Source organism: Bryocella elongata (assembly GCF_900108185.1).
Classification (GTDB): Bacteria; Acidobacteriota; Terriglobia; order Terriglobales; family Acidobacteriaceae; genus Granulicella; species Granulicella elongata.
The window spans coordinates 60,091-80,894 of record NZ_FNVA01000007.1; the positions used below are offsets into that span (position 1 = coordinate 60,091).

17 protein-coding genes are annotated in these 20,804 nt (G+C 64.2%); 5 read left to right on the forward strand and 12 right to left on the reverse strand.

Features of this window, described 5'->3' with window-relative positions; translation table 11 throughout:
• Nucleotides 1–126 precede the first annotated feature (126 nt).
• Nucleotides 127–1,221 (reverse strand): DUF5808 domain-containing protein, encoded by a 1,095-nt coding sequence (locus tag C4S68_RS18315; RefSeq protein ID WP_103934568.1) that lies wholly within the window; start codon nt 1,219–1,221, stop codon nt 127–129.
• Nucleotides 1,222–1,353: 132 nt separating this feature from the next.
• On the opposite strand from C4S68_RS18315, the gene dnaG reads away from it, so the two are divergent.
• The 3 genes from dnaG to C4S68_RS18330 all read left to right on the forward strand — a co-directional run bounded on the left by dnaG (nt 1,354) and on the right by C4S68_RS18330 (nt 7,405).
• Entirely contained in the window at nt 1,354–3,132 is a 1,779-nt protein-coding gene (gene dnaG, locus C4S68_RS18320; protein WP_103934569.1) for a DNA primase, read from the forward strand.
• A 240-nt stretch (nt 3,133–3,372) separates the two neighbouring features.
• The gene (locus C4S68_RS18325; RefSeq protein ID WP_103934570.1) at nt 3,373–4,764 is read left to right on the forward strand and encodes a lipopolysaccharide biosynthesis protein; all 1,392 of its coding nucleotides are present in this window, start codon (nt 3,373–3,375) and stop codon (nt 4,762–4,764) included.
• A gap of 130 nt (nt 4,765–4,894) precedes the next feature.
• Complete coding sequence (locus tag C4S68_RS18330; protein WP_235011698.1) at nt 4,895–7,405, forward strand: S9 family peptidase; 2,511 nt, start codon at nt 4,895–4,897, stop codon at nt 7,403–7,405.
• Between the two features lie 5 nt (nt 7,406–7,410).
• Here the strand turns inward: C4S68_RS18330 and C4S68_RS18335 are convergent, their stop codons facing one another.
• From C4S68_RS18335 to murQ, 5 genes are all read right to left on the reverse strand, one after another.
• On the reverse strand, nt 7,411–7,812 hold the full coding sequence (locus C4S68_RS18335; RefSeq protein ID WP_103934572.1) for a group III truncated hemoglobin: 402 nt from the start codon (nt 7,810–7,812) through the stop codon (nt 7,411–7,413).
• Complete coding sequence (gene gluQRS / locus C4S68_RS18340; RefSeq protein ID WP_103934573.1) at nt 7,809–8,786, reverse strand: tRNA glutamyl-Q(34) synthetase GluQRS; 978 nt, start codon at nt 8,784–8,786, stop codon at nt 7,809–7,811. Before gluQRS ends, C4S68_RS18335 begins: the two co-directional genes overlap by 4 nt.
• Nucleotides 8,787–8,921: 135 nt before the next feature.
• On the reverse strand, nt 8,922–9,731 hold the full coding sequence (locus C4S68_RS18345; RefSeq protein WP_103934574.1) for a GAF domain-containing protein: 810 nt from the start codon (nt 9,729–9,731) through the stop codon (nt 8,922–8,924).
• 86 nt (nt 9,732–9,817) lie between these two features.
• On the reverse strand, nt 9,818–10,336 hold the full coding sequence (locus C4S68_RS18350) for a GNAT family N-acetyltransferase (protein ID WP_103934575.1): 519 nt from the start codon (nt 10,334–10,336) through the stop codon (nt 9,818–9,820).
• 88 nt (nt 10,337–10,424) lie between these two features.
• Nucleotides 10,425–11,360 (reverse strand): N-acetylmuramic acid 6-phosphate etherase, encoded by a 936-nt coding sequence (gene murQ, locus C4S68_RS18355; RefSeq protein ID WP_103934576.1) that lies wholly within the window; start codon nt 11,358–11,360, stop codon nt 10,425–10,427.
• A 195-nt stretch (nt 11,361–11,555) separates the two neighbouring features.
• On the opposite strand from murQ, the gene C4S68_RS18360 reads away from it, so the two are divergent.
• Nucleotides 11,556–12,017, forward strand: a complete 462-nt coding sequence (locus C4S68_RS18360; protein WP_103934577.1) for an REP-associated tyrosine transposase — start codon at nt 11,556–11,558, stop codon at nt 12,015–12,017.
• A 183-nt stretch (nt 12,018–12,200) separates the two neighbouring features.
• On the opposite strand, the gene iscU is transcribed toward C4S68_RS18360, so the two are convergent.
• The gene (gene iscU, locus C4S68_RS18365; RefSeq protein WP_103934578.1) at nt 12,201–12,620 is read right to left on the reverse strand and encodes a Fe-S cluster assembly scaffold IscU; all 420 of its coding nucleotides are present in this window, start codon (nt 12,618–12,620) and stop codon (nt 12,201–12,203) included.
• Between the two features lie 200 nt (nt 12,621–12,820).
• Here iscU and C4S68_RS18370 point away from each other — a divergent pair, with 200 nt between their 5' ends.
• Complete coding sequence (locus C4S68_RS18370; RefSeq protein WP_235011699.1) at nt 12,821–14,281, forward strand: TCR/Tet family MFS transporter; 1,461 nt, start codon at nt 12,821–12,823, stop codon at nt 14,279–14,281.
• Nucleotides 14,282–14,291: 10 nt separating this feature from the next.
• Here the strand turns inward: C4S68_RS18370 and C4S68_RS18375 are convergent, their stop codons facing one another.
• From C4S68_RS18375 to C4S68_RS18390, 5 genes are all read right to left on the reverse strand, one after another.
• Nucleotides 14,292–16,436, reverse strand: coding sequence for an O-linked N-acetylglucosamine transferase, SPINDLY family protein (locus tag C4S68_RS18375; RefSeq protein ID WP_103934579.1), 2,145 nt, complete (start codon nt 16,434–16,436; stop codon nt 14,292–14,294).
• Nucleotides 16,437–16,551: 115 nt separating this feature from the next.
• Nucleotides 16,552–18,093 (reverse strand): zinc dependent phospholipase C family protein, encoded by a 1,542-nt coding sequence (locus C4S68_RS18380; protein WP_103934580.1) that lies wholly within the window; start codon nt 18,091–18,093, stop codon nt 16,552–16,554.
• A gap of 105 nt (nt 18,094–18,198) precedes the next feature.
• Complete coding sequence (locus tag C4S68_RS23290; protein WP_160115228.1) at nt 18,199–18,354, reverse strand: hypothetical protein; 156 nt, start codon at nt 18,352–18,354, stop codon at nt 18,199–18,201.
• 103 nt (nt 18,355–18,457) lie between these two features.
• The gene (locus C4S68_RS18385) at nt 18,458–18,715 is read right to left on the reverse strand and encodes a hypothetical protein (RefSeq protein ID WP_235011700.1); all 258 of its coding nucleotides are present in this window, start codon (nt 18,713–18,715) and stop codon (nt 18,458–18,460) included.
• Nucleotides 18,716–18,950: 235 nt separating this feature from the next.
• Nucleotides 18,951–20,762, reverse strand: a complete 1,812-nt coding sequence (locus tag C4S68_RS18390) for an AsmA family protein (RefSeq protein WP_103934581.1) — start codon at nt 20,760–20,762, stop codon at nt 18,951–18,953.
• Nucleotides 20,763–20,804: the final 42 nt, after the last annotated feature.

Below are 20,804 nucleotides of genomic sequence, written 5' to 3' on the forward strand. Positions count from 1 at the left end.
GTCGCGCCGCAAGCTCTTCTGTACGAAGGATGTATGCGACGGAGTCTGAAGATACTCCCTCGGTGGGGCAACCTTCCAGTGAGGCACGTTGCGGTCGATAGACATCGTGTGGGAACGCTGTGCTGCTTACTTCGCGATGTGCGTGATGACTCTCGGGAGCCAGAGCATGGCGGTCGCGAGGGCGAGGATGACGAGCATGCAGATCCACGCGGCTGGTCTTGCGAAGTTGAAGGTCCAACCCCAGCCGAAGCGTTTGGGGACGAGCAGCGCGGGGTCGGCGGGATTGGCATAGAAGACGCCAGCGTGCCAGTGGCTCCAGCTGGTGGAGCTGGTAGAGCGATGCAGGGGCTGAGCACCAGGCAGGCCGGGTGCGGTGCGTATGAGGAGCCAGAGAACCATTGCGACGCTGACCAGAATCATGCCCACGACGATGCTGCCGAGATGCGAGATGGAGAGGTCGTTATGCAGGGGCAGGAGGCTGGCGACGGCGAAGATGAGGGATAGCATCCACGCGAGCGCGGCCAGTGGCGCAAGAGTACGCATGCGGTGACGGGAACCGCTGCCTGAGGCCAGACCCACGAGCACCGTTGCCGCGACCACGAGCAGCACCGCGGCGCTGCCGATCAAGGGTGGAAGGAAGACCGTCGCGGGAGTGCGTTCTCCCCAGCCGTCGGCGATGCCGGAGGCGTTCCAATGTTGGGGGAAGTGCTCGGGGATGGTGGGGTAGTGCGACTCGAGGATGATGGAGGCGGCCATCAGCGGAAGGAAGGCTGTGGCGGCGATGAGCAGCGGAGCGATGGGGCGGTCGGGCGTGGGCAGATCGTCTTTCCTGCCGGGCGGGAGCTCTAGGCCTTCGGTGGCGGCGAGTTCGGCGAGCTTGCCGCGAGCGGTGGCGATGTGGACGTGCTCGCGATGCCAAAGGTAGAAGCAGCCGGTGAGTTCAAGGGGAAGGCCGGTGGCGCTGAGCGCGAGCATGAGCCAGAGGGTGTCGCCGCCAAAGCGGACGCAGGTGTAGATCACCGCGAGGAGGAAGAGGGCCCACAGGATGGAGTCGCGGCGGTAGCGTGCGATGGAGCGGTCGGCCTCTCTGGAGGTCTCGAAGTTCCCGGGGACGCTGACACCGAAGAGCACGCCTGCGTGGGCGTGCCCGAACCAGGGGAGCGCGAGGCCCGCTACGGCGACAGGCCCGGCGACGACGAGGAGGACTTCGTTCTGGGTCATTGCGCGCCCGGTCTGCGAACTTCGCGCTGCTGAATCTGCGAGCTTGCTGCACGTGCCATGCCTCAAGTCTTGTGCAAGGAGGGGCGTCGGACAAGTGCCTGAGGCGACACCACTACACTGGAAGGAGCCCTTATGGCTGAATCCTTCTCCCAGATCGTGAAGCAGCAGGCCGACATCGTCCGCATCGTGGGCGAGTATGTGAAGCTGCGCAAGTCGGGCGCGCAGAACTTCACGGGGCTGTGCCCGTTTCACAAGGAGAAGTCGGGGTCGTTTTCGGTCAACGTGGCGCACCAGTACTACTACTGCTTCGGCTGCCACGAGAAGGGCGACGTCTTCAGCTTCGTGATGAAGATGGACTCGGTGAGCTTTCCGGAGGCAGTGCGTGCGGTGGCGACGAAGATGGGCATCGCGATCCCGGCGCGGACGTTCGATTCGCCCCAGGAGGCTGCGGAGGCGGGAATCCGCAGGCAGCTGATCGATATTCATGAGGCGGCGACGCAGTACTTCCAGCAGAGCCTGAGCTCGCCGGAGGCGGCGCGAGCGCGAGAGTATTTGACGGGCCGCGGGGTGACGCCGGAGACGATCCAGAAGTTCCGCATCGGCTATGCGCCGGAGAGCTTCAACGACATGCGCGAGCGGCTGGGCAAGTTCTTCAAGGACGATGTGCTGCGGCAGAGCGGGCTGTTCTCGTCGAAGGAGCAGGCCGACGGGAGCGCGGGGCCGATGTATGCCAAGTTCCGCAAGCGCATCACGTTTCCCATTACGAACGAACAGGGCAAGACGATTGCGTTCACGGCGCGGGCGCTGGATTCGTCCGATGTGGACCCGAAGGCGGGGCCGAAGTATCTGAACTCGCCGGAGACGCTGCTCTATACGAAGGGCAACGTGCTGTTCAATCTCGACAAGGCGAAGACTGCGATCCGCAAGCTGGAGTTTGCCCTGCTGGTCGAAGGCCAAATGGATTGCATCCGCGTGTTCACCAGCGGGATCGAGAACGTGATTGCGACCAGCGGCACGGCGTTTACCGAAGCGCAGGTGCGGTTGCTGTCGCGTTTCGCGAAGAAGATCGTGCTCAACTTCGACCCTGACGACGCGGGGCAGAACGCTGCCGAGAAGACGCTCACCATGCTCGTCGAAGAGGACTTCGAGGTGCGCGTCGTGACTCTCCCCGGCGGCCTCGACCCGGACCGGTTCATCCTGGAGAATGGGATTGCGGCGTACACGGAGCAGGTGCGTGGAGCGACTCGCTATGCGGACTACCTCATCGAGCGGGCTCGCGCGCAGTTTGGCACGCGTACGGGTGAGGCCAAGCAGAAGGCGCTGAACTTTCTGCTGCCGCACATCAAGCGGCTGCCCAGCGCGATTGCGCGGGCGGAGTTTGCGGAGAACGCGGCGCAGAAGCTGGGCATTGAATCGTCGCTGGTGCGGCAGGAGTTGAAGAACGCCGCGCAGCACCGGCTGGAGAGTGTGAAGGCCGCCGAACCGCGTGCGGTGACGGAGGTCGAACGCATTCTGCTGAAGGCGCTGGTGCTGCCGGACGCGGACTCGGCGCGGGCGCTGGCTGCGGAGAAGCTGGGGGCGTATCCGGAGTGGTACTCGGACCTGGCGTCGGCGCCGGTGCTGGAGGTGCTGGCGAATGCGCCGGTGCCGGATAATCCGCTGGAGGCTGCGCCGGACCAGGCGTCGCGTGCGCTGCTGGCGAGCGCTTTGCTGACGGCGTCGGAGACTGGCGACGAGATTACAGCGGAGCGGGTGCAGCATGCGCTGGAGCGGTTGCACGCGGACTACGTCGATCGCAGGCTGCGGGAGATCCGGCAGCAGATGGCTGAGGCGCAACGTCGTGGGGATGAGGCGGAGCTGATGCGGCTGGCGCAGGAGAAGATGCGGCTGGATCGCGAGCGCAAGCGGTAGAAGCTGAAATGTGCGCTTGGCTTCCGATGGTGTTGATCTTCACTGGAAGGATCCGGTGTCTGCCGGGGGCTGCAATCAAACTCAAGCCCGGGTCCGAAGATCCGGGCCCGGGGCACCCGATGTCCGACGATAGAATCGAGCACATGGCTGTTTGGCTTGCGGCAGGCGTCTCACGTGGCATGATCTCTTTGCGAAGCGCGCAGGTTGCGTCGTGCCGGGGTGGCCTGCGGAGTGCCCTGCATGGATGAGCACGTACGCAAGCGGCTGCTCGTCGGCTTCCTGACCAACATCGTCTCCAAGGCTTCGGGCACGTTGATCCAACTGGTGCAGGTTCCGGTGATGTTTCATTACTGGGGCCAGACGATGTTTGGCGTATGGGCGATCCTGACGGGCCTGCCTGCATATCTCAGCTTCTCGAACACGGGTTTTGGCACCGTTGCCGGCAACGAGATGACGATGCGCATGGCCCGTGGCGAGCAGGACGAGGCGCTGGGTGTTTTTCAGAGCTGCTGGTGGCTGATCTCGCTGATGATGGGATGCATTGGCGTGGTGTTCTGCGTGGCGATCTGGCTGCTGCCGATGGCGCACCTGCTGAACCTGGATGGCATCAGCGAGCACGATACGAGCTGGGCTCTGTTCTGGCTGGGGCTCTCGATGCTGTTCAACCAGCTGGAGACGCTGCTGCAGGCCAGCTATCGCTGCATCGCTCGGTATAGCTACGGCAATTTTCTGAAGAGCATGTTCACGATCATCGCGTTTGCGATCCAGATTGCGCCGATCGTGATGGGCTATGGGCCGCGCACGGTGGCGATGGTCTTCGCGCTGGCGAACATCTCGATCACGCTGATCCTGTGCGTGTTGGTGAAGCGCGATATTCCGTGGATCAGCTATGGCTGGAACCACGCGTCGTTTGCGGAGATCAAGCGGTTGACGCGGCCTTCGATTGCGTTCATGGGATTTCCGCTGGGGCAGTCGCTGAATCTGCAGGGGTCGCAGATGGCGGTGAACTATGCGCTGGGGCCGGGTGCTGTAGCGGTGTTCTCGACGGGGCGCACGGTGTCGCGGCTGGCGCTGCAGGCCGTGGAGATGGTGAAGAACACGGTGTGGCCGGAGCTTTCGATTGCGTTTGGCTCGGGCAACTGGGAGCTGGTGCGGACGCTGCATCGGCGCGCATGCCAGATTGCTCTGTTCTTCTCGCTGGCGGTGATGGTTGTTGTTGCCGCGCTGGGACCGCCGTTCCTGCATCACTGGACGATGGGGAAGGTTCCCGCCGACATGAAGCTGATCGGCCTGTTGCTGCTGGTGGTGGTGCTGTACTCGCTGTGGTCCACGAGCGCGACGCTGGTCTCCGCGATCAATATGCATGAGCGGCTGGCGACGGTGTACACGGTCGCCACGGGGTGCACGGTGCTGGTGACCTATGCTTGTGCGCGGCACTTTGGGCTGTATGGCGCGGCGGCTTCGCTGATGCTGGCTGAGCTGGTGATGGATGTGTATGTGCTGCCGGCGTCGCTGAAGATCTCGCATGACACGTGGCCGGGTTTCCTGCGCGCGGTGCTGCACTGGCCGGAGAGCCTACGTCCGGCGGCGCTGCTGCGACGGCTGCGTGGCGCAGGCGCGGCTGCGGAGTAACCTGGCGTAACGAATCCGGCGTGGGACTCGTCTGTAGAGAGACCGCCGCAGCAGAGATACTGCTGCCGCGTTGTGGTGTGGGGCAACTTGCGTCGCATAATAGTTGGTGAAACCCGGAGTGCTCTTCCTGATGATGCAGAACGCCCCCCTTTGTCTTATGGCTCGCAGCTTTGTGCGTGGCAGTCTCGTCCGCCGCTTTCTTCTTCCCGCGGTATGCATGGTTGCCGTACTTCCAACTGCTGCGGTCAGCGCGCAGGCGCAGCGCGTGTATACGGCCAGCGACTACAAGCAGGCTGAGCGCTGGATGAGTTACAACACGCGTCCGCTGGTCTCGCACACGGTGAGCAACGTGACGTTTCTTGCGGATGGGCGCGTGTTTTATCGCGACTCGCAGGCGGCGGGTGCGATGTACATGCTGGCTGATCCGAAGAAGGGAACGAAGGCTCCGGCGTTCGATCGCGATGCGCTGGCCACTGCGTTGACGGCTGTGACGCGATACCCCATCACGGGCGCGACGCTGAATGTGAGCACCTACGAACCGACGGCCGATGGCTTTCGCGTGACGACGGGTGAAGGAACCTTCAGCTGCGACCGTTCTGCGACAACGTGCAGCAGGGTGGCGGTGCCTGCGCCATACGTTCGCGGACAGGAGCCGCAGGCCCAGGCGAAGACGCCGCCTGCGGGCGCGCCTCCGGCGGGACGGCGTCGCCGGGGTGGTGGAGAATCGGTGAATGTGTCTCCGGACGGCCATTTTGCGGCGTTTCTTCGGGAGAACAACCTGTGGGTGCGTGACCTCGGTACGGGTGAGGAGCATGCGCTCACGACGGATGGCATCGAGGACTATGGCTACGCGACGGACAACGCGGGCTGGACGCATTCGGACCAGGCGATTGTGACGTGGTCGGAGGACTCGAAGAAGATTGCGACGTTCCGCCAGGACCAGCGCAAGACAGGCTTCATGTATCTGGTGCCGGTGACGAACCGTCATCCGAAGCTGCAGGCGTGGCGCTATCCGCTGGTGGGCGATACGGATGTGACGATGATCGAGCCGGTGGTGATCGATGTGGCGTCGGGCGCGATGACGAAGCTGAAGATCGAGCCCATGCAGCATCGCAGCATGGAGTGCGACGACATCAGTTGCGACGGCGATGGCAAGTGGAGCGACGTGGATTTCTCGCCGGATGACACGAAGCTGGCGTTTGTCTCGACGTCGCGCGACCACAAGGACGAGTGGGTGAAGGTTGCGGACACGACCTCGGGCGAGGTGCGCGATGTGTATCACGAGCATGTCGACACGTATTACGGCAACGAGGCCAAGACGGACTGGAAGGTGCTGTGGGATTCCAACGAGTTCGTGTGGGCTTCGGAGCGTAAGGACTGGGCGCAGTACTATCTTTACGATCTGAGCAACGGCAAGCTGAAGGGCGAGATCACGCACGGTGAAGGGCCGGTGGCGGAGATCGTGGGCTTCAACCGCAAGCTGCGCACGTTGTACTTCACGGCGTATGGCAAGGCGAAGACGGAGAACCCGTACTATCGCAAGCTGTACAGCGTGAAGCTCGATGGCAAGGACCAGACGCTGCTGACGCCGGAGGATCTGGATCACGCGATCACGGCGACGGCGGATGGAAGCTACTTCGTCGATGTGTACTCTTCGCTGGATCATCCGCAGACGACGGTGCTGCGTGACGCGAGTGGCAAGGTGGTGCTGGAGCTGGCGAAGCAGGACATCTCAGCATTGATAGCGGCGGGATGGAAGCCGCCGATGCCGATCAAGATGAAGGCTCAGGACGGCAAGACGGACATCTACGGCTATGCGTGGCGGCCGACGAACTTCGATCCCGCGAAGAAGTACCCGGTGGTGGATGTGATCTATCCGGGGCCGCAGGGCGGGTCGGTGATGGTGCACGGCGCCCTGGGATTTTCGGCTTCGCTGGGCGATGACCAGGCGCTGGCGGACCTTGGCTTCGTGGTGGTTTCGATCGAGGGCATGGGCAATCCGTTCCGCTCGAAGAGCTTCCACGACTATCACGCGTCGAAGCCGGAAGACATAGGCGAAGACACGGTGCCGGACCAGGTGGCTGGGCTGAAGGAGCTTGCACAGCAGTATCCGTGGATCGATCTCGATCACGTGGGAATCTGGGGCCACTCGGGTGGCGGCAATGCGACGGCATCGGCGCTGTTCCACTTCCCGGACTTCTTCAAGGTGGGCTGGTCGGAGAGCGGCAACCACGACAACCGCGACTATGAAGACGACTGGGATGAGCGCTGGGCCGGGCTCGAAGTCATTGGACCTGACGGCAAGAGCAACTACGATGCGCAGGCCAACCAGAACTATGCAGCGAACCTGAAGGGCAAGCTGATGCTGGTGCATGGTTCGATGGACGACAACGTTCCCCCGAACAATACGCTGATGCTGGTCGATGCGCTGATGAAGGCGAACAAGAACTTCGACCTGCTGATTGTGCCGAACGTGCCGCATGGCTACCAGGCGATGGGGCCGTACATCATGCGGCGGCGCTGGGACTACTTCGTGCAGAATCTTGCTGGCGGCACACCGCCAACGGACTTCACGATGACGCCCTCGGCACAGGCGGCGCGGGCTGCGTTTGGGCCTGAGGTGGAAGGGGACCAACCGTAAGGGCGTTATGCTTCGCCGGATTCGTCGAGCATGCCGTAGATCTGGAGGCCTCGCTGCATGTTTGTGGCGAGGCCTTCGGCTTTAAGGATTGCGAGCTCTGCAGCGGGTAGCGGGAGAACATCCTTGGCTGTCGCGCGGAAGAGTGCGATCCAGCGGGCGAAGTGCTGCGGCTGCAGCTGCAGCTGAAAGTGCGCGAGCATGAGGTGGCCCTTGTAGCGTCCGCTGGCGAGCAGCACGCTGGACCAGAAGTCGCGCAGCAGCGAAAGGTGCGCGTCCCAGCTGTGGATGCGGCTGGCGAAGATGGGCGCCAGGAGCGGGTCTTCCATCACGCGGGCGTAGAAGGTCTCGACGAGCAGGGTGATCTCGTCTTCGGTGATGATGGCTGGCTTCGCGGCGAGGTCGCTCATGTCAGGCCTACGCTATCACTGGCCGGGTCCTGCGTCTGTGATGTGGAACTCTCGAACATGGCGCGGACCTGTGCGGGCGTGTGGCCCTGTTCGCGGAGTGTGCGCAGGGCGAGGGCATCGTGACGCTTGGCGAGACGCACGCCGAGGTCGTCGCGCATCAGGTCGGTGTGGAAGTAAGCGGGCGTGGGAAGTCCGAGCGCGCGCTGGAGAAGGATCTGGCGCGCGGTGGACTTGAGCAGGTCGCGGCCGCGGACGACTTCGGTGATGCGCATGGCTGCATCGTCGACGACACAAGCGAGTTGATAGCTGGGCAGGCCGTGATCGCGAGGATCGTTTGTGAGCTTCCTGCGCCAGACGAGGAAGTCACCGAAGTCAGCTTCGCGTGTGCAGCCTGCGACGAAGGACTGCGGGCCGGCGTGGCCATCGAGGAAGTTGATGGCTTCGCCGTCGGGGACGCGGAGGCGGTAGTTGGTGGCGGGATTGAAGGCCGGCCGTTGAGCCGGCAAAGCGGGTCCTTCGCTGCGCTCAGGATGACAAGAGCCGTTCCATGGAGAAGCTACGTGCGGACGGCAGCGGCCGTTGTAGACGGGCTCGTCGTCGGGGTCGGGCTGCAGATCATTGGGCGCGGTGGTGCTGTCTTCGTGCGGTGCGGCCATGGCCTGGGCGAGGTCTTTGCGGCTGCAGGTGCAGGGGTATGCGTGGCCGCTGCGCACGAGCTGCATCATGGCGTCGCGATAGAGCTCGAGACGATCACTCTGACGCTGCTCGTCTTCCCATGTGATCCCTAGCCAGCGAAGATCTTCCTTCATGGCGTGGGAGTATTCGGGCTTGGCTCGCTGGAAGTCGAGGTCTTCATCGCGCAGCAGGAGTGTGCCGCCGGCTGCACGGGCTCGCTCGCAGGCGATCCAGAAGGTGCGTGCGTGGCCCAGGTGCAGCAGGCCAGTGGGAGATGGAGCCAGGCGACCTTTGTACATAGAGCAGTGAGCCGTGAAGGTTGAGTAGAAAGTAACGGGTCGTGGGCAACGGGTCGCGGGTTACTGCGACCGCGATGGTGCGACATGGCGCAGTGGGGTGTGACAGATCGTCGAGGAGGCGCGGGTGGCGAAGAATCACAGCGTACTGCTGCGCGTGTTGTCGAAGGGGATAGCGAGCAGGCGTCGAACCAGGCCGGAGAGGCGGCGCAGATCGTTGGAGAGATCGCGGCCGAGGGCCCTGGAGTCGACATCAGCGCCTTCCTCGAGCAGGAACGCGGTGTTGGTCATGCTCTGGAGCGGGTTGTTGATCTCGTGCGCGAGGGCGTGGGCCATGCGAGCGGCGGAGGCGGTGCGTTCCTGCATGATCATCAAGGCGTGCTGCCGCTGGTGTTTGAATCCCATGGCGGCAAAGTCGGCGAGCATGGTCATCAGGCGGACGTCGTTCTTGTCGAAGGCGTCGGCCCGGGTGTGGGCCATGATGAAGATCGTGCCGCGGGTTTCATCCACGCTCCACGGAAGCAGGATGCCGTCTGTCACGAGCGGCGCTTCGACCCCGAGGATGTCGAAGAACCTCTTGTCCACGGTGAAGTGCTGTGCGGTGCCGCGCTGCAGGCAAAGACCGCAGGCGCTGGGGTACTTCGGCAGTATGGCGTCGAGAAATCCCGAGTAGTTTCCGGCAGTTGCGACCCAATGGTAGAACTGCTCGTCGGTCCCACCGACGCGCTCGATGCTGATGCCTGCACTGTCGGCGCCGCAGAGATCCACCGCAGCGCGGACGAGCTCCTGGAGGATATCATCGGGGCGCTGCAGCATGGCGCGGGAGAGCCGCTGCAGTCCGTCAAGCTCCATGGTGATGTCGCGTGGGTGCAACTCTCTGGCGGCGAATGCCTCATCGCAGCGCAGATCCAACACTTCGAGCCCGGTGTCTTCCATCATGGGAGTCATGGAGTCCTCAATTATCCGGGGATTATCTGCCGAAGTCCATGGGAAACCCTGTGGCGACCGCGCCGGGCGGGTGCGGGAGGACGAGCTCAGCGCTCCGGGCGCAGCTCGTAGAAGGGATGCAGGACACCATCGGCGCCCCACGGCTCTTCGTGGCTGAAACGGAAGCCGAGGCGCTCGATGAGCTGTTGCGAGTTGGTATGTCCCGGGCCGTGGCCGGCGATGAGAGCTTCGGCGTGGAGCGTGTCGAAGGCATAAGCGATCGCGCCGCGTGCGGCTTCTTCGCCGAGACGCAGGCTCCAGTGCCGGGGATGCACGTGCACGCCGACCTCGAGGACGTTGGTGCTGTCATGGTAGGGACGAAGTCCGCAGACACCGGCGAAGCTGCCGTCGGCAAGGAGTTCTATGGGCCAGTAGCAGAAGCCGAAGCGCTGCTGGCGGCTCATTTCGAGCTCGAAGCGGGCGAGGGACTGGGTGGCATTCATGGGGCCACCCATGAAGCGCATGACGCCGGGATCGCTCCAGAGCTCGCGGGCGAGAGGAAGGTCCTCGAGGGACCAGTGCCGGAAGCCCAGCCGCAGCGTAGTGAGGAAGTAGGTTGCCGGCATACCGTCCTGTGGGTTGGGCGGGAGCTTGAAGCGGTGAAGGTCACGGTGACGAAGCGCGGCGTGACTGGCGAGCGTGTCTGTGCGAGTACTACTGACTGAACTTTTCGGGATGCAGCACGCGAGCGAGCACGCCGTGGGCGTGGCCCAGGGCAGCTTCGGCTTCGCGGCGTGGAAGGTTCAACCGTCCCATCACGATGGCTGTTTTTACGTCGCTTCCGCTTTCAGGAAGCAGCTCGGCGGCCTTTTCGAGTGAGACCTCGGCGGCTTCGGCGATGATGCGATGCGCGCGGGCGACCAGCTTGGCGTTGGTCGGGCGCACGTTCACCATCAGGTTGCCGTAGGTGGCCCCGGTGCGCACCATGACCCCGGTGGAGAGCATGTTGAGCACGAGCTTGGTGGCGGTGCCGGCCTTGAGGCGCGTGGAGCCGGTGACGACCTCCGGGCCGACGAAGGGCGTGATGGCGAGGTCGGTCTGCATGGCGAGTTCGGAGTGCGGCACGCAGCTGAGGCCGATGGTCAGGCAGCCCATCATCTTCGCGTAGTTGATCGCGCCCAGGACGTAGGGCGTGCGGCCGCTGGCGGCGATGCCCACGACGACGTCAGGGCGGCCCTCCCGCGCGAAGCCGGCGCGACCGAGGTCGCGTGCGCCTTCTTCCGGAGAGTCTTCGGAGTGCTCGCTGGACAGCCGCAGCGCGCCGTCGCCACCGGCGATGAGGCCCTGAACGAGGTCTGCGGAGACGTTGAAGGTGGGCGGGCACTCACTGGCGTCCAGCACGCCGAGGCGTCCGCTGGTTCCTGCGCCGATGTAGAAGAGGCGGCCTCCGCGCTCGAAGCGCGACGCGACCTCGTCGACGGCTTTGGCGATGAAGGGAAGCTCGTTGCGCACAGCATGCGCGACTTTGGCGTCCTCATCGTTGATCAGCTCCAGCATCTGGAGGGTCGGGAGCTCATCGAGATGATTGGTCGCGGGGTTGCGCGACTCGGTCACCAGCTTGGCGAGATCGACATTTGCGGGAGCGGCCATAACTCAACCATCATATCGGCCCACCGATGCTGAAGGTGAGGGTGGCTGCGGAAATAGCCCTGCTGCGTGGATCTGCGCGCTTCCGGTTCTGGCACCAGGGCGTGTGCGCGCTGTGCGAAACGGGAGTAACAGCGGGCTTCAGCCCGCGGTAGGATTCAGCCAAACCAGTTGAGGCTTCAGCCTCGGGCAGTCCTCATGCATAGAGCACCACAGGTACTGCGTACCTACTTCACAACGTTTTCAACGGCGGCCAGGCGCAGGATCTTCGCTGTTCCTGCCCAAGCAGCGCTGTTTGTCGAGACGCTGATGCACTACCGCGTGCAAGGCCGATTTGCGCTGCACGCCTTTGTGGTGATGCCGGACCATGTACATCTGCTTCTGACTCCGGCACCGGAGGTCTCATTTGAGAAGGCTCTACAGTTCATCCGGGGTGGTTTTTCCTTCAGGCTGCACAGCCGCGAAGAGGTCTGGGAGCGGGGGCATTTCGACAAGCGGGTCCCGGACCTTGCAGCCTATGAGACGACCTTGGCCTATATCCACCAGAATCCCGTGAAGGGCGGATTGGTCGCGAGCGCGTCGGGGTATGCGTATTCCTCGGCCAGCCGGATGGGTGAGATGGACGCGATGCCCGATTGGCTTTCCGTGGGCCGGGGCTAAAGCCCCGAATCCTTGTATTTGTTTTCCGCGGGCTGAAGCCCGCTGCTACTCCCGCTTCGCGTCGTTGGTGTGCTCGATATCTTCGGCAAAGACAAAGGCCAACCCTTGCGGGCTGGCCTGTGTGATCTGTGTGCAACGAGCGGTCAATCAAGACAAACCGATCGATTGGTGCTGCGTCGCGTCTTAGTGAGCAGCGACGGCAACGGCCTCGGTTTCGGCCACGTTGTTCTTCTTCTTCCAGTCGCCGATGGCGGCGCGGATCGCGTCTTCTGCCAGCACCGAGCAGTGGATCTTCACCGGGGGAAGCGCGAGCTCCTTCACGATGTCGGTGTTGGAGATCTGCAGAGCCTCGGAGACGGTCTTGCCCTTCACCCATTCGGTGGCGAGCGATGAGCTCGCGATGGCAGAGCCGCAGCCGAAGGTCTTGAACTTCGCGTCTTCGATGACCTGGGTCTCAGGGTTCACCTTGATCTGGAGGCGCATGACGTCGCCGCACTCGGGTGCGCCGACCAGGCCGGTACCAACCTCAGACGAGCTCTTATCGAGCGTGCCGACGTTGCGCGGATTTTCGTAGTGATCGACAACCTTGTCGCTGTAAGCCATGGATGTGTTCCTCGCTGGGTTTGATGATAACTCGGACTGTTTCGGTGCGCAAATATATTGCGGCCCGTCTGTGACGCGGATCACAGGATTTCACCGGTGTTGGTGGACCGCAACAGGTCATTTCCGGTTCGTTCCGAATAGGGCCGGAGACGCGAATGTCTCCGGAAGTCCACAGGGCGACGAGCCGCGATGGAGGCGGAATGCCTATCTCTCGGAAAGCAGGCGTGTTATTCGCGCTGCAAGAGCCGTTAATCGCACCCGCTATACTCGACGCCATGAGCGACAACCCCTCCAACCTCACCGAACCGATTCCGCCGGATCTTAATGGTGGTATCGATCCGTCCGAGCAGCCAAATCCGATGCTGGGCGAGCCGGAGACGGTGGAGGCGGTCGGCGCTGAGGGAGTCGGGACCGGGATGCCGGGGATTGAAGCGCCCCAGGGCCGCCGCGCTGCTGCGACCTTCATCTTCCTCACCGTGGCGCTGGACATGCTCGCCATGGGGATGATTTTGCCGGTGCTGCCCAAGCTGATCGAGGGATTCGTCAACGGAAACGACGCGAAGACGGCGACGTGGCTGGGCATCTTCGGCACGCTCTTTGCGGGAATGCAGTTCTTCTTTTCGCCGGTGCTGGGTTCGCTTTCGGACCGGTATGGACGCCGGCCCATCGTGCTGCTATCGAACTTCGGCCTGGGCTGCGACTACATCGTGATGGCGCTGGCGCCCACGCTTCCGTGGTTGTTCCTGGGGCGGGTGATCTCGGGTCTCACAGCTTCGAGTGTGCCTACGGCGATGGCCTACATGGCGGATGTGACTCCGCCGGAGAAGCGCGCCGGCGCCTTTGGGATGCTGAACGCGGCGTTTGGTGTGGGTTTTGTGCTCGGGCCTGCGCTGGGTGGCGTGCTGGGCAACGTCAACCCGCGGCTTCCGTTCTGGATCGCTGCGGTGCTCTCGCTGCTGAACGGCATGTACGGGCTGTTCGTGCTGCCGGAGTCGCTGAAGGCCGAGCACCGCTCGCGCTTCTCGTGGAAGCGGGCCAACCCGATTGGCTCGCTGCAGCTCTTCCGCAGCGTCAAGGGCGTGCTTCCGCTGGCGTTCCTGCTGCTGCTGGGCTACATCGCGCAGCAGTCGCTGATGAGCGCCTACATGATCTACGTCTATTCGCGCTATCACTGGACGGCGCAGACCGGCGGCCTGTCGCTGGCGGTGGTGGGCATCGTCACGGGGATCTACGGCGCGATGCTGGTGAAGCCTGCGGTGAAGTGGATCGGCGAGCGGCGGTCGATCCTGCTGGGGTATGTGGGTGGGGCGATCGGGTACTGGATGTTCGGCTTCTCGAAGACGGGCCTGCTGGTCTGGCTGGGGATTCCGCTGCTGAACCTGATGAGCATCGCGTGGCCGGCGGCGCAGTCGATCATGTCGAAGGTGATTCCGCCGAACCAGCAGGGGGCTTTGCAGGGAGCGACGAATTCGCTGCGCGGTATCGCGGGGCTGATTGGGCCATCGCTGTTCACGCGGGTGTTCGCGGATTCGCTCGGGGTGCATCCGGTGTTCCCCACGGAGGGCGCGCCGTTTTACCTCGCGGGGCTGATGCTGGTGGCGGGGCTGGTGCTGCTGTTTATGAGTTCGATTGGGCGACCGGTGGAGGTCCCGGCGGCTTAGCTGTTGTCGTCTAGAATCCGCTGGCTCTCTTCAGACCGAGGTAGGTAGATGCAACCGGCTTTGCTGCAGACTGCGCTGGAATGCGAGTCTGCTCCGTGCCGTTCAGCCAGCGCACGTACATCTGCTCAAAGGCATCTTCCAGGGAGTGCGTGAGCGAGACGGAGTCGCACAGCTGGCTGGCGGCCATCTGCTCGCGGAGGTCGCTGCGCATGGCCGTGCGGGAGGCGTTGTCGTCGGTGCAGGTGCGGGCGATGGCGGCGACGATTCCGGCGAACTCCGCGGCGTCGCGGGCGATCCATTCGGGGTGGCCCAGCGCGTTGAGCGCTGCACCGGTGATGCGAGCGCCTTCGGTCTGGCCTTCGACCGTGACGGTGGGAACGCCCATCCAGAGCGCGTCGAAGCTGGTGGTGCCGCCGTTGAAGGGCACGGTGTCGAGCGCGATGTCGAGCTGGTGATACATGCGCATGTGGCGCGCGTGGCCGGGCTCGTAGGAGAGGAACTCGACGCGCTCGGGAGCGATGCCATGGACGGCGAGGCCGGTGCGGATGCGGTTGTGCGACTCGGTCTCGGCGTTGCCTCGGTCTTCCAGCAGCAGGACGGAGTTGGGCACCGCCTTCAGGGCGCCGGCCCAGAGGGCGAGCGTGGCCTCGCGGATCTTGGCGAACTTGGCGAAGGCCCCCATGCGGATCTTGCCTTCGGGATGTGGCTGCCAGCCGAGGTCGAGGTCGCGGTCGCCGCGATAGCAGACGCCGATGCGTGGCAGACGCCAGAAGCGCTCGGAGAAGTGAGCTTCGATGGAAGCGGGCGGGTCCTGGTCGGCGATGAAGTAGTCCATCTCGGTCAGGCCCGTCGTGGACCAGTAGCCGATGTAGGTGGCCTGCACCGGGGCGGCACGGCGGGCGAAGATGCCGAGGCGGTTGTTCAGCGTGTGGCCGGAGGTGTCAATGAGGACGTCGATGTGCTCGCGGCGGATGCGCTCGACGGCGGCGGCGTCGCTGAGGGTCGTGAGCGGCACAAAGCCATCGGCCAGCTCGCGGATGCGGGCGGCGCGCTCGCAGTAGCGGCCGGTGACGGGGAAGAGCGTGAGGTGGAAGCGGGAGCGGTCGAGGGTGGCGAGAATGGGCTCCAGGAACTCGGCGACGGCGTGGGTTCCGAGCTCGGCGGAGACGATGCCGACGCGGAGGCGGCGACGGGCGACACCGGCGCCCAGGGGCTCGGCGGGGAAGGCTCCGCCCCAGGGGCAGGAGGCTGCGCGGGCTGCGTTGCGCTCTTCGGCGGTGAGGAGGAAGCTTTCGAACTGGCGAGCCAGGGCAAGCTCACTTTCCGCGGGGATATCCCGGGTAAAGGCGTGCAGGTACAAAAGGTTGGAGAAGGCGACGGGGTTACGCGGATCCACAGCGAGGGCAGCTTCATAGGCGCGTGAGGCGATGTTGGGTTCGCCCTGGTCGCGCAGGGTCTCGCCGAGGTTGTTGTAGCCGCGCGGATCGCGGGGATTGAGGGCGATCACGCGGCGGTAGCACTGCGCGGCCTCCTGCAGCATGCCTTCCTGCTTGAAGGCGTTGCCGAAGTTTAGGGAAGCTTCGAGGTTGTTGGGATCGAGCTCGAGGGCGTGGCGGCTGGCCTCGCCCGCAGCGGCGTGTTTGCCAATGGCGTTGAGGGCGGCGCCGAGGTTGACCCAGCCGTCGGTGAGCTTCGGATCGAGCTCGACGGCCTTGATGAGGCTCGAGGCGGCTTCGCTGTTGCGGCCGAGCGCGAGGAGCGCCTGGCCGAGGTTGCTGTGCGCACTGGCCAGCTTCGGGTTCAGCTCAAGGGCCTTGAGATAACAGACGCGGGCGCGTTCGGCGTCGCCGAGATAGTAGAGCGCAACCCCAAGATTCGACACGGCGTCCGCGGAGCGGGGGTCGATCTCGATGGCTGCGGCGAGGCTGGCCGCGCCTTCCCGCCAGCGCGCCGCGCGGAGGTGGGTAACGCCCTCGTTCATGCGTGCGTGAAAGCGGGCCTGCTGGCCGGCATCCGCCTGAGCGGCCGCGCGGGCGATGCCGTTGGGAGCAGCGGGAGCCTTCGCTCCGCGACGCTGCTGCGAACGGTCGGTGAAGAACATTTGTTTGGGAAGCGCTGCTTCCGTCGTCGATCGCTGCTTGTCTTGAAAGCCCATGAATCCGTTTCCCTGCCCAGTGTCGTATCCCACCTATCGGCCATACTCTGTCCGAGGTTGAGGCGGGGCAAAATCGGACACTCCCCCGAAGGTCGCAGGAGGCTGTCCGATTGGGCTAGCGGGTCATTCTGGAATCGGGGCCAGGAGCCTGACCCGGGGACGCAGGCTTTGCCGGAGACGGCGTGGGGTCCGAAGGCGTCGTGGGATGGCCGCCTGCGGGGCCGGGGTCGCCGCTGCCGTCGGCGTAGGTGGGGAAAGGGATGGGCTCGGTGCTGGTGGGCATGGGCCGCAGGGTATCGAGGTCCTTCAGCACCTGGGCCCAGAGCTCCGGCTTCTTCTTCGTCGCGAAGGGAAGGTCGAGATTCGCGTAGTAGGCGAGGATGTCGTCCTTGATTCCGGGCGGCACGGGCGCTGCGGGCGTCAGCGTAAGCCGATGCAGCAGCGTGGCATAGGTGTCATCGGTCAGCCGGTATCCGGAGGGGCGGACGGGGCTGCCGGTGTCGAGGTCGCGATTGAGCAGGGGATGCCGGGGGTCGTTGGAGTCGCGGGGGATCGTCTGCTCGGCGCCGGGCTGGGCGGGAAGCGGATCGGAGGCGGGCGGGTCGGAGTGGGTGTCGCTGGCGGCGGCGAGTGTCGCCGTCGACCGTGTCGCCGGGGGCGGGGTAAAACGGCGCAGCTCGCCGTTGAGGAGATCGGTGGAGAGCAGCACGGAGTGGACGTAGCGGGCTTCGGTCTCCTGCGTGGGCCCCTTTACGGCAGCCAGGCTCAGCTGGTCGACCTTGGGCAGGATGTAGAGGAAGCCCGCGAGGGTGTAGGTGCCAATGCCTGCCTTGCGGCGGTACTGGTCCCAATCGTTCTTCTGCGCGACGGCGGTGGTTTCGCGGATGAGCCGCTGTACGTCGGGGCTGTCGAGCTCCGTGGGCTCGTGCTTGCGGTGGAGGATGGTGACCGCGTAGGCGATGCGCGGGATGAAGCCGTGTACGGCCCAGCGGTAGGTGCCCACGTTTATGCGATGGTGGCGGGTGTCGGTGAAGTCTTCGCGCAGGCCGTAGGTCTGGTAGAAGGCCAGCGAGAGCTGCCGGACGGGGACCTCGAGGCCAACGTGGCGCAGGTAATGCACCGGGGCTAGACGGTGCTGCGCGATCTCGTCGATGTCGAAGGCGAACTCGGTCTGTACGTGCTGATGGGCGCCTTCGGCGTAGTTCACGCTCTTGCCATACTTCTTGGCGAGCTTGGGAAACTCGACCGGAACGGCGACGTTGGTGGCGGTGGCATGGCCGACGGAGTCGCCGATGTAGTGCGAGAGCGCGCCGACGGCGAAGGCGAGCTCGTCGGCGTTGCCGGCGTTGCGGAAGAGGTTGATGACGAAGTCACCTGAGCGGACGTAATGGGTGAGGTCGGAGAAGAAGGCATCGCCGAAGGGGTAATACCCTATGTCCTGGATGACGCAGCCACCGTAAGCGTAGGCGCGGGCGTGCTCCAGTTCAGCGGGCGTGATCGTCGGGTAACGGCTCCTGATCAGGGGGACGATGGATGAGTCCCAGGTGAGGTCGATGAGCTGCTCGTGGGTGAGCAACGAGTAGGCTCCTGCCGGGTGAGCAGGAAAGAACGCCAGAGTCACGAAGAGGAGGAGGAACGAACGCCAGCGCGCTTGCATAGACCTGATAGACCTGCAGGTGAGAGCTTCATGGGCGTGCGTGAGTTGTACCTGGCGGCACTTTATGAATGACGCGTCATGTCGAGATCACCATCCGCGAAAGCTTTATCTATGCCCTAACGAGATGGGATGACCACCGACCGCGACGTAGAAGACATAGAGCAGCACGAGGATCACGAGCCACAGCGCGACCTGCGCGGGAATGCTCTTCTTCTTGGCAATCTTTTCGTCGACCTTGGTGTAGGGGGCGTTGTGCGGCATCGTGTGAGGCTCCTGAAGCTCAGGAGTTCTGTGATGCGCTGGTGCGCCGGGGGGATGGTACGCGGCTGGAAATGAGCGCGTTAGCCTTTGAGGCCGCGCGGCGTCAGCCCTTGAAGTCCCGATAGTGAATCAGCTCGCTGATGCCGATCCAGACATCGACGAGGCCGATGCCGGAGATGAGTCCGCGCATCCAGCCCTGGATCGCGATGGCGTCGATGGCCGGGTGGGCCATGAGCCAGCCGTTCTGGTCCCAGTAGCGCGGGGACCAGGGCAGCACCGCGAGGATGCCGCCGATGTAGAAGCAGAACAGCACAAAGACCACGAGGCTCATCCGCTGCAACCACACAGGCGCAGGGGCCACGGGTTCCTTTGGGGCCCGGCCGGGGGAACTCATCGGCGATGCGGTCTGGGATGCGCTGGAGGACTGCAAAGACATCCTATCCACGTTAGCAGGTTCAGGATTGGGGAGGGACACCCGAAGGTGTTGGCGGGCTTTGGGAGGGACGAAGCTCTGGGCGAAACGGAAGCCGCACATCGCAAAAGAGTTTGAGCATCGCTGACCAAACGCAGCGATGCCCTTCGCCCTGCCTTACGAGCTACCTTGCGGGTCTGGCTGGAGGGTAGGAGGATGCAGCGGGGGCGGGTTGCTGCTTCATCTCTCCGGCGATGTCCGCAGCGGAAGCGTCGGCGCGGCCGTGATGGGCGAGGCCGAAGTGCATATCCTTCTTCTCGCCGGAGATCTCGATGGGCAGCTCCATGCCGGCGCCATCCTTGGCGAGGAAGTGATCGACGGGCTTCAGCAGCAGCGACTTCCAGCCGGTGACCATCTGCGAGGGCTTGGCGTCGGTCTTGACGTGGCCGCGGAAGTCGTAGCGGTCGTGGTCCATGAGGTAGGCGCCCACGAGCTGGATGTCGGCGCCGGGCACCTGGTAGTGCACGGAGCTGAACAGCGCCTGGCTGTGGGCAAGGTTGAAGGTGGTGGCAAGCTGCGAGTTGACCTCGGCCTTGCGGTCGGAGCCGGCGTCCCTGGACTCCTCGGGACGGCCCTGCGCGCGCATGCTGAGGCCATCGATCTTGTCCTGCACCTTGGGATTGCCGAAGGTGATGCTGCGGGCGGAAAGAGTTCCGGACAGCTCAATCTTGGTAGCCACCCGGACGTGTCCGGGAGGGATGTGCAACTTCGCCCTGAGCGTGACGGGGGCACGCATGACGGGAGGCTCGCTCTTCATGCCGAGCTCGAGGAGGTCTTCCATGCGGCCGCTGGGCACGGTGACGTCGAGCGCGATGTCGTGGCCGAGGTGGTCGACCTTGGCGACCATGCCTTTGGCGAGAATGTGGGTGTTGCGCAGCCAGGCGTCCACCGGGTCGAGCTGCGTATCACCGCTGGTCGCGTCCACAAAGGCGTGGAACTTGGTCCTGAGCGGCAGCGGGTGGTTGGAGATGTCGAGCGAGAAGTCGGGTGTGTCGGTGGCGCCATCGACGGTGAGCTTTTCGAGCACGCCAGCGAAGTGGCCGTCGGAGGACATCATGCCGCCGATGCCCTTGATGGTGTTGAGGTCGGCGTGGCGGAACTGGTAGTCGCCGTCGAGGGGTGTCTCGCGGGGAGCATCGACGTTCCATGGACCGAAGTGGCCCGCGGCGTGGATGTCGCCTCTGGGCTTGGGATTGGTGAGCTGCGCGTCGTAGTGCATCCCGGCCTGCTGATCGACGTTGGTCAGGGTCAGCGACTGGATGTCGAAGACCATCGGGTCTTTGTTGGGGTTCGAGGTCTCGAGGATGAGCTTGACGTTGCGGCAGTCGATCTCTTCGGCGGTGAAGGCGAGCTTGACGCGCGACTTCGGCTCGAGCTGGCCACTGGAGTTGCCGCCGCTGGAGTTGCGGCCGTCGGAGTTGCGGAAGAGCTGTCCGCGCTCCGAGCCCGGGGGAAGATCGAGCACCATGCCATCGACCTGGATGCGGCCGATCTGCGTTGGCTCGTGCAGCAGGCCTTTGAAGGTGGTGCGGAAGCTGAAGTGATCGACCTTGATGAAGGCGCGTGGCGTGGATGATTGCGGTGCGGCGTTGGCGTCGCTCTCCGGGCCGGGAATGGTGTGTGCGGGAGAGCCGAAGGGCAGGCGCAGACCGGTGCCCTCGACCTCAATGCCTTTGAAGAGCGAGATGTCGAGCTGATCGAGTTCGACGGGGGTATGGAAGCGGGCGGAGAGGGTGTCGACGACGCGCTTGCGGACGATGGGGCCGGCGTGCTGCAGCACGTACTCCACCCCGATACCGAGGGTGATCACGACGAGCAAGATGCTGCCCAGCAACCACTTGAACCACGCACGCTGCCACCAGCGCCGTGTGCCTGCTGTCTTGTTTCCCGAGGTGTTGCTGCTTCCCGCCGTGCCCGTGCTTTCCGTCGCGTCCAAAGGTCGTGCCCCTTCCACGTGCTGTCAGGACGATTAGACTGC